Source organism: Lentzea guizhouensis (assembly GCF_001701025.1).
In the GTDB taxonomy this organism is placed as follows: Bacteria; Actinomycetota; Actinomycetes; order Mycobacteriales; family Pseudonocardiaceae; genus Lentzea; species Lentzea guizhouensis.
The window spans coordinates 6,075,159-6,089,106 of the sequence record NZ_CP016793.1; the positions used below are offsets into that span (position 1 = coordinate 6,075,159).

General features: G+C 71.2%; 17 protein-coding genes. 10 read left to right on the top strand and 7 right to left on the bottom strand.

Annotation, left to right across the window (positions count from 1 at the left end):
• Positions 1–129: 129 nt before the first annotated feature.
• Both BBK82_RS29695 and BBK82_RS29700 read right to left on the bottom strand, forming a co-directional pair.
• Positions 130–1,977, bottom strand: coding sequence for a laminin G domain-containing metallophosphoesterase family protein (locus tag BBK82_RS29695; protein ID WP_065921453.1), 1,848 nt, complete (start codon positions 1,975–1,977; stop codon positions 130–132).
• Positions 1,978–2,067: 90 nt separating this feature from the next.
• On the bottom strand, positions 2,068–2,538 hold the full coding sequence (locus BBK82_RS29700; RefSeq protein WP_237047650.1) for a TetR/AcrR family transcriptional regulator: 471 nt from the start codon (positions 2,536–2,538) through the stop codon (positions 2,068–2,070).
• An 80-nt stretch (positions 2,539–2,618) separates the two neighbouring features.
• On the opposite strand from BBK82_RS29700, the gene BBK82_RS29705 reads away from it, so the two are divergent.
• Together BBK82_RS29705 and BBK82_RS29710 are read left to right on the top strand one after the other, a co-directional pair.
• Entirely contained in the window at positions 2,619–3,392 is a 774-nt protein-coding gene (locus BBK82_RS29705) for an SDR family oxidoreductase (protein WP_237048442.1), read from the top strand.
• A 101-nt stretch (positions 3,393–3,493) separates the two neighbouring features.
• Positions 3,494–4,231, top strand: coding sequence for an SDR family NAD(P)-dependent oxidoreductase (locus tag BBK82_RS29710; protein WP_065917942.1), 738 nt, complete (start codon positions 3,494–3,496; stop codon positions 4,229–4,231).
• Positions 4,232–4,235: 4 nt separating this feature from the next.
• Here BBK82_RS29710 and BBK82_RS29715 read toward each other — a convergent pair whose 3' ends face one another.
• A complete protein-coding gene (locus BBK82_RS29715; RefSeq protein WP_065917943.1) occupies positions 4,236–5,270 on the bottom strand; it encodes an NAD(P)-dependent alcohol dehydrogenase in 1,035 nt (344 codons plus the stop codon).
• A gap of 96 nt (positions 5,271–5,366) precedes the next feature.
• On the opposite strand from BBK82_RS29715, the gene BBK82_RS29720 reads away from it, so the two are divergent.
• Positions 5,367–5,951, top strand: coding sequence for a TetR/AcrR family transcriptional regulator (locus BBK82_RS29720; RefSeq protein WP_065917944.1), 585 nt, complete (start codon positions 5,367–5,369; stop codon positions 5,949–5,951).
• A gap of 19 nt (positions 5,952–5,970) precedes the next feature.
• Positions 5,971–6,213, top strand: coding sequence for a hypothetical protein (locus BBK82_RS29725; protein ID WP_065917945.1), 243 nt, complete (start codon positions 5,971–5,973; stop codon positions 6,211–6,213).
• On the opposite strand, the gene BBK82_RS29730 is transcribed toward BBK82_RS29725, so the two are convergent.
• The 3 genes from BBK82_RS29730 to BBK82_RS29740 form a co-directional block, all read right to left on the bottom strand.
• Positions 6,203–6,409, bottom strand: a complete 207-nt coding sequence (locus tag BBK82_RS29730) for a CsbD family protein (protein WP_065917946.1) — start codon at positions 6,407–6,409, stop codon at positions 6,203–6,205. The two genes, BBK82_RS29725 and BBK82_RS29730, sit on opposite strands and share 11 nt — an antisense overlap.
• Before the next feature lie 116 nt (positions 6,410–6,525).
• Complete coding sequence (locus BBK82_RS29735) at positions 6,526–6,750, bottom strand: hypothetical protein (protein ID WP_065917947.1); 225 nt, start codon at positions 6,748–6,750, stop codon at positions 6,526–6,528.
• 31 nt (positions 6,751–6,781) lie between these two features.
• Positions 6,782–9,244 carry a transglycosylase domain-containing protein gene (locus BBK82_RS29740; protein ID WP_065917948.1) on the bottom strand — a complete coding sequence of 821 codons (2,463 nt, stop codon included), beginning with the start codon at positions 9,242–9,244 and terminating at the stop codon, positions 6,782–6,784.
• Positions 9,245–9,529: 285 nt separating this feature from the next.
• Here BBK82_RS29740 and BBK82_RS29745 point away from each other — a divergent pair, with 285 nt between their 5' ends.
• Entirely contained in the window at positions 9,530–10,270 is a 741-nt protein-coding gene (locus BBK82_RS29745) for a lysozyme (protein ID WP_065921454.1), read from the top strand.
• Between the two features lie 3 nt (positions 10,271–10,273).
• Positions 10,274–10,789 carry a hypothetical protein gene (locus BBK82_RS29750; protein ID WP_065917949.1) on the top strand — a complete coding sequence of 172 codons (516 nt, stop codon included), beginning with the start codon at positions 10,274–10,276 and terminating at the stop codon, positions 10,787–10,789.
• Here the strand turns inward: BBK82_RS29750 and BBK82_RS50700 are convergent.
• Positions 10,700–11,074, bottom strand: coding sequence for a hypothetical protein (locus tag BBK82_RS50700; RefSeq protein ID WP_154697579.1), 375 nt, complete (start codon positions 11,072–11,074; stop codon positions 10,700–10,702). The genes BBK82_RS29750 and BBK82_RS50700 overlap by 90 nt on opposite strands.
• A 213-nt stretch (positions 11,075–11,287) precedes the next feature.
• Between BBK82_RS50700 and BBK82_RS50705 the strand changes: the two genes are divergently transcribed.
• The 4 genes from BBK82_RS50705 to BBK82_RS29780 all read left to right on the top strand — a co-directional run bounded on the left by BBK82_RS50705 (position 11,288) and on the right by BBK82_RS29780 (position 13,944).
• The gene (locus BBK82_RS50705) at positions 11,288–12,259 is read left to right on the top strand and encodes a hypothetical protein (RefSeq protein ID WP_154697580.1); all 972 of its coding nucleotides are present in this window, start codon (positions 11,288–11,290) and stop codon (positions 12,257–12,259) included.
• Between the two features lie 67 nt (positions 12,260–12,326).
• On the top strand, positions 12,327–12,707 hold the full coding sequence (locus BBK82_RS29770; RefSeq protein ID WP_065917953.1) for a hypothetical protein: 381 nt from the start codon (positions 12,327–12,329) through the stop codon (positions 12,705–12,707).
• Positions 12,708–12,783: 76 nt separating this feature from the next.
• Positions 12,784–13,035 (top strand): hypothetical protein, encoded by a 252-nt coding sequence (locus BBK82_RS29775; protein ID WP_065917954.1) that lies wholly within the window; start codon positions 12,784–12,786, stop codon positions 13,033–13,035.
• A gap of 27 nt (positions 13,036–13,062) precedes the next feature.
• Positions 13,063–13,944, top strand: coding sequence for a DUF3152 domain-containing protein (locus BBK82_RS29780; RefSeq protein WP_065917955.1), 882 nt, complete (start codon positions 13,063–13,065; stop codon positions 13,942–13,944).
• Positions 13,945–13,948: the final 4 nt, after the last annotated feature.

The following is a 13,948-nucleotide window of genomic DNA, read 5'->3' on the forward strand; positions in this document are numbered from 1 at the left end:
TTCCCGTCCGAGGCGCGCCGTCACCGCCGGCGAGCCGAGCTGAAGGCGAGCGCGGGCGTGCCGCCGAGGCCGGGTGACCTCGGCGGCACGGGATCAGCCGCCCTTGCGGCAACACGATCGGGGTGCTCGTCAGCCGCGGGTCAGGAACTGGTTCGGGCGCAGCGCACGGGCCACGATCCGGGTGTCGCCGATCGAGCCGTAGAACCCGTGCCCGTAGCGCAGGTTGAACTGGGTCGCGCCGATCACGAACGGCTTGCCCTGCGTCGTGATGCCCCGCGACTCCTCCGAGGCGTTGCGGGCGATCTTGGCGCCGTCGACGTACATCGTGGTCCGCCGGCCGTCGTTGACCACCGCGACGTGCGTCCAGCGGCCGACCGGGATCGCGTGGCTCCACGAGGTGGGGTCGGCGTCGCCGGGCACCGGGTAGACGACGAACTGCAGGAAGCGCTCGCCGGACAGGTTCAGGCTGCAGGTCGGCTCGTCGTCGGACCAGCCGCTGTGCTTGCCCGCGTCACCGGCGCGGCCCTCCCAGCTCAGGATGCCCATGAACGCGTGGTCGCCCTCGAACGGGCTGGGCAGCTTGAGGAACGTCTCGATGGTGTAGCCGGACTCGAACTTCGCGCTGTTGAGCGGCGCGGTGGGGGAGGTGCGCAGGATCGTGGCGCGGTCGGGGTTCTTGCCACCGGCGAACGACAGGCTGGCGTGCGCGGGCTGGGCGTCGTGGTGGTCGCGCGACCAGGTCAGCACGTTGGTGCCGTTCGGCAGGTGCACGGTGAGGTCGTTGCCGTTGCCCGTCAGGTCGCGCGCGACGGTTCCCGCCGGCACCGTGCCCTCGGCCGCCGACGGCAGGCCCTCGGTGTCGAACCGCCAGTACGCCACCGTGTCCTTGACCAGCACGGCACGGGCCGGGCGCGGGGCGGGCAGCACGGGCGGGGCGAACCCGGCGAAGCGGGCGCGGAAGTCGATCTCGACGGTGAACCTGTCGGTCTCGCCGCTGAGCTCCGCGGTCTCGGCCTCCGGCAGGGTGTCGCGGCGGTTGAGCAGCCACGGCGAGAACGTCTCGACGTCGATCACGTTGCGCTGCAGGTCGAACGAGTAGAACCGCACCATGCCGGCGCCGCCGTAGTAGCGCTCCTGGTAGTTCGTGATGTGCAGGTGCACGGGGTTGCCGTGGTCGTTGGTGAGCGTCGTGCGGCCCGACGGCCAGTAGTGGCCGTTGAGCGTCAGGAAGATCTGGTCGTTGCGGCGGATCAGGTTGTCCCACAGGTACTGCCCGTTCGGCGACAGCGCCGCCTGCGGGCTGCCGGCCACGAGGTCGTGCGTGGTCAGGATCGTCGGCAGCGTCCGGTGCTGGTCGAGGACTCCCTGCACCCACTTGAGGCCGTTGGCCGACACGCGCCAGTCGAGCGCGAGCAGCAGCCACCTGCGGCCGCCCGCGTCGATCACGTGGTAGCTGTTGTAGCCGTCGGGTGCGAACCCGCCGAACGTCTTCATCCGCGCGAACCGCTGCGGCCCGAACGTCCGCGAGTACGGCGTGGGCCCGCGCTGGTCGTCGCCGCGCACGTCGTGGTTGCCCGCCAGCACGCTGTAGGGCAGCTGGGTGCCGATGGAGTCGAACACCTGGTCGGCGAGCTGCATCTCCTTCTCGGTGCCGTGCTCGGTGACGTCACCCAGGTGTGCCATGAACACGATGTTCGCCTCACGCCTGCGCCGCACCAACGACTTCAGCGTCTCGCGCACCGGCGTCGGGTCCGAGCCGCCCTCGTCGAGCAGGTACTGCGTGTCCGGCAGGACCGCGAGGGTGAACCGGGAGTCGGTGCTGCCGGAGGGCGTCGCGGAGGCCGTACCCGAGCCCTGGCCGAGCAGCACGCCCGCCGCCGGTGCCGCGAAGGCGGCCTGCAGCAACGTGCGACGCCCGATCTCCGACTGTTCCGCCATGTCGCCGCCCTCGTTCGACTCCGGTGAGGGCGCCAGCATGTCCAACCGGGACGGTCGGGACGTTGACGATCGGCGGAACAACGTCCGCACTCTCGTTGAACGTTGTGAGAGCGCTCTCGTGTTTTTCGGTCAGGATCCGGCGCGGACGAGTCCCTCCACAGCGGCCACGACGGCCGCTTTCCGGTCACCGGGCTCGGTCTCCAGCGCCTTGAGCGACCAGGAGGCGGTGTCCCAGCTGATCACCAGTGCGACGACCATGGCCAGCAGGTCGACCGCGGGGATGTCGGCCCGGACCTCGCCCGCCTGCTGGGCCTGCTCGATCGCGGTGACGTTGCGCCGGTACTCCTCGACCTCGGCGTCGACCGGCTGCTGGCGTTCCAGCCCTGCCCACAGGTACAGCCGGCGCACGTGCGGGCGTTCCTCCAGCCGGTCGAACAACGCGCTGGCGTAGCGGGGGAGGTCGCTCGCGTCGACCGCGACCGCCTGCGCCAGCTCGGCCATGCAGTCGCCCACGACGCGGTCGAAGAGCTCCTCCTTGGCGCCGAAGTGCATGTAGATGGACCGCTTGTTGGCCGCGGCCTGCTCGGCGATGCGGTCCACGCGCGCCCCCGCGAGGCCGTGGGTGGCGAACTCGTCGATGGCGGCCTTCAGGAGTCGGCCGCCGGCTCACCGAGCAGCTGCTGGAACGCGGGGACACCGTCGCGGCCACCGCCCGCCGCCTGGACACCCTCGACGACCTGGCCGCCCGGCACGGCGACCGGCTGTGGCGCGCCCGGCTCGACGTCACCGACACCGGTTCGCTGCGGGAGGTGGTGGACCGCGCGTTCGCCGAGCTCGGCCGCATCGACGTCGTCGTCTCCAACGCCGGCTACGGCCTGTTCGGTGCCGCGGAGGAGCTCACCGACGAGCAGATCGACCGGCAGATCGCGACCAACCTGACCGCGTCGATCCAGCTCGCCCGTGCCGTCACGCCGCACCTGCGCGGTCAGGGCGGCGGGCGGATCGTGCAGGTCGCGAGCATCGGCGGGCAGATCGCGTTCCCCGCCATGAGCCTGTATCACGCCACGAAGTGGGGGATCGAGGGCTTCTGGGAGTCGGCCGCGGCCGAGCTGGCACCGTTCGGCATCGGCGTCACCCTGGTCGAACCCGGTGTCGCCCGCACCGACTTCGGCACGGGCGCCGCGGTGTTCGGCCCGCCGCTGCCCGAGTACGACGACGGCCCGTCCGGACAGCTGCGCCGGATGCTCTCCGGTGAGCTGCCGCCGTTGCCCGCGCCCGGTGACCCGGTGAAGATCGCCGCCGCCATCATCGCGGCCGCCGACGACGACAAGGCGCCGCTGCGCCTGACCCTCGGCTCCGACGCCCACGCACTGGGCACCGCCGCGCTGCGCGGCCGGCTCGACGCGCTCGAAGCCGGTCGCGACCTGGCCCACTCCACCGACTTCGCCGACTAGCTCGCGCAGCCACCGCCCGCTCCGCCGACTCCACCGCCCAGGCCGCCGACTCCACGACCAGTTCGCCCACTCCACCGACGTCAGCAACCAAGGAGCTCGTCATGTTCGACTTCACCGGCAAGACCGTCCTCGTCACCGGCGCGTCCGGCGCCCTCGGCACCACCCTGTCCGCCCGGTTCGCCCGGGCCGGCGCCAACACCGTCGTCGCGGCCAGGACCGGTGCCGACGAGCTCGCCGCCACCCTCGACGGCACCGCACTCGGCGTACGGCTCGATGTCACCGATGAGCAGCAGTGGGCTGACGCGATCGCACGGACCGAAGAGCGCTTCGGGCCCGTGGACGTCCTCATCAACAACGCCGCGTACCTGCGCGTCGGCACGACGGAGAGCATCTCTCTCGATGAGTTCCGCCAGGTCCTCGACACCAACCTCACCGGCGCGCTGCTCGGCATCCGGACGGCGGCACCGTCGATGCGCAAGGCGGGCGGTGGTGCGATCGTGAACATCAACTCGGTCGCCGGCCTCACCGCCGCACCCGGTCTGGTCGCCTACAGCAGCAGCAAGTGGGCGTTGCGCGGCCTGATGCGAGCGGCCGCGAAGGAGCTGGCACGCGACCACATCCGGGTCAACTCCGTGCATCCCGGCATCATCGGCACGCCACTGGCCCACGCCCCGGACGGCAGCGAGATCGTGCCGGTCGGCGGGTTCGCCATCCCTCGCCAGGCCGACCCGGACGAGATCGCGGACTTCGTCCTGTTCGCCGCCTCCGACCGGGCCCGCTTCGCCACCGGCAGCGAGATCCTCGCCGACGGCGGGTTCCTGCTCGGCCCGGTCGCCTGAGTCGTCACGACAGGTCGGCCAGGTCGAGCACGAAGCGGTGGCGGACGTCGCCGCGGGCCAGGCGGTCGAGCGCCTCGTTCACCTGGCCCGACGGCAGGACCTCGACGTCGGCGGTGATGCCGTGGGCAGCGCAGAACTCCAGCATGGCGGCGGTGGAGGCACGGCCACCGCTGCCCGCCGAGCTCAGCTTCTTGCGGCCCACCAACAGGTCCAGCGCCTCGACCGTGACCGGACCGAGGAAGCCGACCTGGCTGAGCGTGCCGTCCATCGCGACCAGCTTCAGGTAGGGGCCGAGGTCGTGGGCGACCGGGATGGTGTCGATCAGGACGTCGAACCGGTCGCGGGCGGCGGCCATCTGGTCGGCGTCGGTGGAGACGAGGAGGTCCACGGCACCGAGCTCCGCCGCGTCGGCCGCGCGGTCCGCCGACCGGCTGATCACGGTGACCTCCGCACCGAGGGCCACGGCGAGCTTCACCGCGAGGTGCCCGAGCCCACCAAGTCCGCTCACCGCGACCCGCATGCCCGGCCCCACCCCCAAGGCGCGCAACGGTTCCCACACGGTGATCCCGGCGCACATCAACGGCGCCGCTCCAGCGGGATCCAGGCCGGCGGGCAGGGGATGGGCGAACCGGTCACGCACGACGTACTCCCGGGAGAACCCGCCCAAGGTCGTCGAACCGTCGTGGCGGTCCGTGCCGCCGTAGGTCAGCGTCGGGAACTCACGGCAGAAGTTCTCCTGGTCCGCCAGGCACATCGAACACGTGCCGCAGGAGTCGACGATGTTGCCGACCGCGACGGCGTCACCCACCCGGAAACCGGTCACGTCCGCACCGACCTCGCTCACCACACCGGTGAACTCGTGGCCCGGCACCAGCGGTTCGTCGCCGCTGCGACCGCGCAGGGAGTGCAGGTCGGTGTGGCAGACCCCGCAGAAGTCCACCCGCACCGCGATGTCGTCGGGGCGCAGGTCGCGGCGGGGGATGGTGGCCGCGCTCAATGAGTCCTGGCCGTGCGCCCGCCAGCCGGTGGTGCTTCGCATGAGGCTTTCCTTCCAAACAGACTGTTCGGTCTATTTCGACGCTAGCGCTGGTCGGCGCGGAAAGCAAACCAACTGTTCTGTCTGTAGAGTTGGACCATGTCCGACCAGCGGCTGACTGCCCGCGGCGAGGCCACCCGGCAGCGCATCCTCGACGTCGCGACCCGCGAGTTCGCCGAGCACGGCATCGCGGGCGCCCGCATCGAACGCGTCGTCGCCGCGGCGCAGACGAACAAGGCGCAGCTCTACGCCTACTTCGGCAACAAGGAGGGGCTGTTCGACGCGATCTTCTTCGGCTCGCTGGAGCGGATCGTCAACGTCGTCCCGATCGACGCCACCGACCTCGCGGACTGGGCGGTGCGCCTCTACGACGAGTACCTGGCGCGCCCGGACCTCATCCGGCTGGCGACCTGGGCCCGGCTGGAACGGCGGCCCACCGGCCACCTGGTCGCCGACGTGGACCGGCTCGACGCGACCAAGCTGCAGTCGATCGCCGACGCGCAGGCGGCGGGCCTGGTGCGGGCGGGCGACCCGTTCGACGTGATGGCGATGGTGATCGCGATGTCGATGGCGTGGTCGCCGGTCAGCAACGTGTACGCGGCGAGCGCGGACGAAGCGGGCGAGGTGCACGAACGGCGGCGGGAGTTCCTGCGGGACACCGTTCGCCGTGCGGTGGCGCCCTGACCCGGGGCGACAGCCCGACGTGGGCGGCCAGCTCGACGTTCGGCATCCGGCCGTCGTGGCGGAGGTGAACAACCTCGACGAGCCGTTCGTCGTGCGCGACAGCCTCGGCTACGGCGCCGGGCGGCTGCACGGGCCGCACGAGCACGTGGACGAGCGGGAAGTGGTCCGCACGGCCGCCGTGTACGCGCTCTACGCGCTCTACGCAGCGAACTGCTGGCCGGGACGCCCTGAGTACGTCCCGGCCGGCGGCACTAGTTCTTGAACTTCTTCGCGACGTCGTCGACGAGCCCGCCGACCGCGTCCTTCACCTTCTCGACGCCGTCCTTGAGCGCCGCCTTCGCCTGGTCGGCGCGGCCGGAGTCGGCGAGCTGCTCGTCGCCCACGGCCTCGCCCGCCGTCTCCTTGGCCTTGCCGCCGAGATCCTCCGCCTTGTTGCCGATCTTGTCCGACAGCGACATCGCGTCCTCCTGAGGAGTCGAGAGTTCCGGATGCACTGTGGACACCCGCCGCCGCGCGAACCTCACGCCACGAACGGGTGGTCGTGGCCACACGTGAGTTTTCGCCACCAGCGGTGTCAATGGACCGCGGCACTCGCGCAGGAGGCCCGCGCCCGTGCGTCCGCGCGGACGCTTGCCATGCACACCACCGAGCCGTTGTCCGCCACCACCTCGCGCGACGCGCTCGACACCGTGTCGATGCGAGCGGTGCCGGAGGAACCGTGGCGCACCATGCGGCGGACGGTGTTCGACGTCGCGGACCGCACCATGACCACCGCTTCTACCTCGGCGACGGTGAGCACGGCACGGCCCGCTACTCCGACGAGCTCACCTTCACGGCGAGGAAGATCGGCCGGTAGGGGGCGAGCCCGGTCCGGGAGGAGCGGTCGAGGGCTCCGCCGCGGGCGGCCCGGGCGCGGTCGACACCGGTGCCGGCGGCTCGTTCGTCACCGGCGCGGGCGGGGGAGACCCGCTGCTCACCGACAGCGTCACGGCCGTGCCCCGGAACGCGATCCCCTGCGGCGACTGGGCGACCACCGCGCCGGGCGGCCGCGGCGAGCTGACCGACACCGTCGTCACCTGGTACCCGGCCTCCTTCAACATGGCCGAGGCCTTGTTCAGGTCCGCCCCGACGACATCGGGCACCTTCATCTGCGCGTCGCCGTGCAGGAAGCGCTCCTCCACCGGCGGCAGCGGCTTCTCCGGCAGCTCCGCGTGCACCTTCATCATCGTCTCGAACCAGGTCGCCGCGGGCACGGTGCCGCCGTAGATGTTGCCCTCGGGGCACAGCTGCGGTGCTCCCGAACCGACGCAGATGCCCTTCGGCGAGGTGCTGTCGTTGAACACCTGCACGGCGCCGGCGTAGTCAGGCGTGGCGCCCACGTACGCGGCGGACTTGTACTCCTCGGTCGTGCCGGTCTTGCCCATCATCGGGCGCGTCCAGCCGGCCTTGCGCGCGCTGTACGCGGCCGTGCCCTGGCCCTTGCTGTCCTCGCTCAGCCCGTTGGCGAGCGCGTTGGCGAGCGGTTCGGGCACGGCCTGCTCGCACGGCGGGCGGACCAGCTCGACGGGTTTGCCGTCGCGGTCGACCACCCGGCGCACCGGCGTCGGCTTGCACCACGTGCCACCGCTCATGATCGTCGCGGCGACGTTCGCGAGCTCCAGGGTGCTGGACGGGGCGGGGCCGAGGGTGAAGGAGGCGTTGTTGTTCTCGGCGTAGAACTGGGCCTGGGACACGCGCAGGTCCTTCGCCGCCTTCGGGTCCGGCGCCACACCGGCGATGTTGGTGGCCATCGTCTTGCGCATGCCGAGCTTCGAGGCCATGTCCACCACCGACTGCAGGCCCGCCTTCTCCTCCAGGATCACGAACGCCGTGTTGGGCGAGGTCGCGAGGGCCTGGCGCAACGGCATCTGCGGCGGGTACCGGTCATTGTGGTTGGACAGGCAGTACCAGTAGGTGTTCGGCTCGCCCGTGCTCGGGCAGGACGCCGCACCGCCCTTGAACACCTTCGAGGTGTAGGTGTTGGGGGAGGCGACGACCGTGTCGATGCCGATGCCCTTCTCCAGCGCGGCGGCGGCGGTGAAGATCTTGTACACCGAACCGGTGCCGAACTTGTTCTCCACGCCGCTCGGCAGGTCGAACTGGGTCTGGAACTTCTCCTTGTCGAGCCCGTAGTCGCGGTTGGCCACCAGCGCCACGACCTCGTGCGCGTCCTTGCCCGGCTTCACCACTGCCATCGTGTTCGCCACGCCCGGCGTGGTCTTCGGCGCCTGCGCCTCGACGGCCAGCTTGGCGTGCTCGGTGATCTTCGGGTCCAGCGTGGTCTCGATCCGGTACCCGCCGATCTTGAGCTCCTCCAGGTTGAAGCCCGCCTCGGTCAGGTACTCGACCAGGAACGAGCAGAAGAAGCCGTACGACGGACCGGCGCCGACGCAGCCGGTCTGCAGTGGACGGACGGGCGTCTGCAGGCCGAGCGGAGCCGCCTTGTGCCGATCGGCCTCCTCCTTGGACAGCTTCCCGTCGATGACCATCGCGTCGATCACGAGGTTCCTGCGCTGCAACGCCTTGTCGGGGCGTGCCTCGGGGTCGAGCGCGGTCGGGCTGTTGACCATGCCGGCGAGCGTGGCGGACTGGGTGACCGTGAGCTTGTCCGGAGTCGTGTCGAAGTACGCCTGGGCGGCGGCGCCGATGCCGAAGATCGTCGAACCGAACGGCACCAGGTCGAGGTAGCGGGCGAGGATCTCGTCCTTGCTCAGCGCCATCTCCAGGCCGACGGCGATCCGCGCCTCCCGCAGCTTGCGCGAGATGCTCTGCTCCTGCGCGTCCTGCTGGGCGGACTTGTCGGTGCGGGCGAGCACGTGCACGAGGTAGTTCTTCACGTACTGCTGGGTCAGCGTCGAGGCGCCCTGCTCCACCTCGCCGCTGGCGTTGTTGCGGGCGAGGGCACGCGCGGTCGCGAGCCAGTCGACGCCGTTGTGGTCGTAGAACCGGCGGTCCTCGATCGCGAACAACGCCGTCTTCATGTGCTCTGAGATCTTGTCCGGTGGCGTGCGCACCCGGTACTGGTCGTACAGGTGCGCGATCGGCGCGCCGTCCTTGTCCACCACGGTGGTCATCAGCGGCGGCTGGTTGTTCAGCATCAGCGCCAGAGTGGACTTGACCTGGTCGCTGAGCTTGTTCGACACCGTGCCGAGCGTGCCGGCGACCGGGAAGAGGAGCCCCGCCACCAGAACACCGGCTACGAGGCACAGCACGGCCAGCCTGCTGACGCACGACGCTATCCTCTTGCGGTCCACTCTAGACTCCCCTCGACGAACCACCTCTCGACGGTTACCCTGCGAACCCTTGATCAGGCGCCCGTTTCGGATGAACCGAAGCCGTCAGGCCGGTCACCGAACGTGGTGAAGTGGCGGACTGTCCACTCGCTCGTGTCAACAACCGGGTGTCCGGTTTTTCCGTTCCCAGCACGGGTAGCTGCCCTGCAGAAGAGTCACACACGCGGGGAGGAAATTCCGATGCCGTCGCAACCACGTGCAGGCCGCCGAGTAGTTCGCACCGCTGCGATCGCGTTGGTCGTGAGCATGCTGTGTCCCGCGCCCGCTTACGCGTCCGAAGGATCAGAGGACCACTACGCCGGCTCGCAGATCGCCAAGCACGAGGGCGCCGGCGAGATGCTGATGACATCGCCGGAGCTGAGCGCCGGCCACGTCGAGGGCATCGACGTCAGCAGCCACCAGGGCGCCGTCGACTGGGGACACTGGTGGCGCAGCGGGAAGCGGTTCGCCTACATCAAGGCGACCGAGGGGACCAACTACAAGAACCCCAACTTCACCCAGCAGTACAACGGTTCCTACAACGCCGGCATGACCAGGGGCTCGTACCACTTCGCGTTGCCCAACCGCTCCGACGGCGCCACGCAGGCGCGGTTCTTCGTGGCCAACGGGGGAGGCTGGTCGCGTGACGGCCGCACGCTGCCGGGGACGCTCGACATCGAGTACAACCCCTACGGCGGCGACACCTGCTACGGCCTGAGCCACGCCGCGATGGTGAACTGGATCAAGAGCTTCAGCGACACCTACCACGCGCTCACCAAGCGCTGGCCGGTGATCTACACGTCCACGCAGTGGTGGGACAGGTGCACCGGCCGCACCGGCGACTTCAGCTCCACGAACCCCTTGTGGCTGGCCAGGTACGCCGCCGCGGTGGGCCCGATGCCGTTCAAGTGGCCGGTCCACACGATCTGGCAGTACACCTCGTCGCCGATCGACCAGAACGTCTTCAACGGCGGCCCCGACCGGCTCGCCGCCCTGGCGACGGGATGAGTCGTGGACAACCCGGCAAGCAGGTCGAACCTCATCCTGCTCGTGTTCCTCGCCCTGGTCTTCGCGGTGTCGTCGACACTCGTGGTGGTCTCGGTGGTGCACATCGAGCGGACCGGGCTCGAGGTGGAAGGGCTCTCGGACGGCGCGGTCATGACGTCGTCGGCGGTGCGCGAGGTGACCATCACCGCGCAGGACCCGCGCACGCTGGACCGGGTGGAGGTCCTCGTCGACGACGTCGAGGTCGCGACCCACCGCGACGGGGACAGGTTGACGCTGAAGGACTTCAGGCCCGCCGAGGGCAGGCACGTGCTGATCGCCCGCGCGCCCAGCGCCACGGCGCTGTCGCTGACGGCGGAGCTCGAGTACGAGTTCACCGTCGACAACACCTCGGAACCGTGGCGGGCCGGGCTGCAGACGGTCGCGAACGCGCTACGCGTGTTCGGTCCCGACGACCACGGCACGACCCAGGTCGGCCGCGCGGTGCATGGCATCGGCGTAATGCGCCATCAGTTCCAGTGACTCCACCTGGCGCGTGAGCTCGTCCGCGTCCGCGGCCGGGTCGAGCCGTGCTTCCGCGCTGGCCCGCACGATGGACGCCGTCGCGGCGCCCATGCGCTGGCACAGGGCGGCGATCGCGCGCAGGACGTCCTCGGCTTCGGCGGGACTGATCGGCACGTGCCGGTCGTCGCCCTCGCCGGTGGCGACCCGCGCGAGGTCAGTGTCCCAGGTGGACGCTGCCGTGCACAACGACGCCGTGAAGGCCTGCCAGTCCGCCTTGCTCCTCAGTGTTTCTTGCTCGCTCACCGCGTCCACCTTCCGGCTGGTTTCGCCGGGGGATACCCGCGGATCGGCCCGCTGCGCGCCCGGAAAGCATGAATCGCGGACGCATGGTGATGACACTCCGTGAGGAATTCACTAGAGCGGGTGCTTACCAGGTCAAGGACGACTGGAGGGGCTGGTCACGGGTACCTGCCACTCACCACAGGACCACGCTCACGTTCGGGGAAGGACTGGGCAATGGCTATCGACGATCTCCTGGACGGAGACGCGGAGCACCTCCGCACCCGCTGGCTCGGCTACGACCGCGCCCAGGTCGACGAGGTGATCGCACGGCTGCAGGAACAGCTCGAAACCGCCTGCACCGACCGCGACGCCGCCCTCGCCACCGCGGACGACCTCGCCAGGCACCTCGAGGAGGCCCGCTCGGAGCTCGCCGAGTACCGGGTGATCCACGCCGGGCACAACAAGGACAACGCCGTGTCGGGGTGCATCCGCTACCTGCTGCACGTCGCCAGGCGCAAGGCGGAGGACATCGAGAACGATGCCCGCGCCCGTGCCGAGGAAGCCGTGCGGCAGGCGGAGGACGCGGCCGACCGGCACGCCCGGTTGCTCGACGAGACCGAGCAGGAGACCCAGCGGAGGCTGGCCGAGGCGAGCAGCCGGGCCAGGCAGATCGTGGGTGAGGCGCTCGAGCAGTCGCGCGTGTTGCTCGCCGACCTGACCGAGCGCCAGCAGCTGCTGGACCAGTGGTACGCCGAGGTGGTGGCGGACCTGCCGCGGCCGAGGCGGGCGGAACCGGTGCGGCGGTGGGTCGAACCGGTGCCGGTGCCGGCCGCGTCGACGCAACCGGGGCTGCCGCAACCGGAGCTGCCGCAACCGGGCCGGCGCAACGGGTCTGGCGCAACCGGGTCGGTGCAGCGGCAGGCGAACCGGCGCGCGCGCACGCCGAGCCAGGGCGCGCCGAGGTGGAGCCGATCCACGTCATGCCGGTCCCGGTCGCCAGGAGCGCCGAGGACTCCACCGCCGACCCGGCCATCACCGCGACCGCCGTCATGGCCACCACCGCCACCGCGATCCCCACCGCCGGCTTCCCGGTCATCGCCGCCGCCGGTGCCGCCGAGGACGCGGCCGACGCCATGGCCGAGGACAACGCCGTCAGCACCGCCACGGCCATCGCCACCGCCGACCACCCGGCCACCCCTGCGGTGACCGCCGCCGAGAACACCGGCGAGTCCGCCGACTCCGGCGAGGCCGCCGTCACAACAGAGGTGGCGTGATGACCGCCCTCGCCAACGAACCCGTGCACGCCACGGCCCCCACGGCCACCTGCGTGCTCGTGGACGTCCGCGACTGCGGCCTGCCCGGAGTGCGCTGGGCCGCCGACTGCGCGGACGCGCTCGGCGTGGGACTGGTCGTGCACGCCGGCGTCGAGAACGACCCCGCGCACGTGGAGGTCGCGGCACTGCTGGCCGGCCACCCCGGCCTGACCGTCCACGTCGAGCACCACGACCGGCCGCTCGCCCGCTGGGAAGGCGCACTGGTCGTCATCTCCCGGGACAGCGCGCTGGCCGCGCCGCCGCTCGCCGGCGACGACTGCCGCGACGTCGTGGTCGTGAGCGGCACCCTGCCGCGCTCGCCGGCCGCTTCGGCGTCGTGACCGGTCGTCGACCCGGTGGGCGACGGCGTGCGGCGGGGTCACCCACTGCCGTGCGCGCAAGGCCACCCGGCTGCGCGTGCTGACCCGGCCCTACCACGGCGCCGCCGACTCGCTCGACCACGCCGCCGACCTCGTGCACGCCTCGTGCCCCGACGTGATCGTCGAGCTGGTCCACGAGCCGAGGTCGGTCGAGGAGGAGACGCGGTCGCACCCGAGCGACCTCCTCGTCGTGTCCGGCCGGGAACGCGGCCCCGCGGAGGGACTCCAGCCGGCCGCGCTGGCCGCGCTGCACCACGCGTCCTGCCCGGTGCTGTTCAGCTGCTCGTGACAGGGGAACAACAGGGGGAGACACCTCATGACCATCGGCAGAATCGTCGTCTACGTCCTCGCCGCGATGCTGGCCGGCGTGACGATCGGCCTGCTGCGGAGCTGGCCCTCGGACGTGCGGCTGCAGAACGAGGTCGCCCAGCCGCCGGTGCCGGTGATCGAGACGCGCATCTCGGTGCGGTCGTCGCCGCCGGCCTCGTCACCGCCGTCGTCGAGCTCCGGTTCGCCGTCGCCCACCACGGCACCGCCGCTCGCGCTCACCGGCCCGGCCGAGCCGCGTCCCGGTCCCGAGCTGCCGCCCGGTGAGCCGGTGCGCGCGTTCGGGAGGGGTGGCGGACGGTCGCCGGCACGACCGCCAGGTCGGCCGCGGCCGCGTCGTGACCTACTCGTCGAGGTCGAACAGGGCGCGGTGCTGCCGCAGGCGCACCAGCCGTTCGCCGCGGCGGTGGACCAGGCGCTCGCGGACCCGCGGGGCTGGACCGCGTCGGGCACGGTCGCCTTCCGCCGCGTGGACGTCGCCGAGCCCGACGTGCGGATCCGGCTCACCGCAACGGAGACCGCCAGGGCCACCTGCGGGTTCGAGCTGCCCTACGACACGTCTTGCTACGTCGGCGGCGTCGTGTACGTGAGCGCGCCGCGGTGGTTCCGCGGCGCCGAGTCGTTCGCCGGCGACCTGGCCGGCTACCGGAGGTACGTGATCAACCACGAGATCGGGCACTTCCTCGGCCACCGGCACGAGGCCTGTCCCGCCGACGGCGCGCCCGCGCCGGTGATGATGCAGCAGACGTTCTCGGTCTCCAACGACCGGCTCGCCGAGGTCACCGCCGGCACGCCCCAGGGCCTGTCCGTGCCCAGGGACGGCAGCACCTGCGTGCCGAACCCGTGGCCGCACCCGGAGGTGTCCAGGTGAGGAT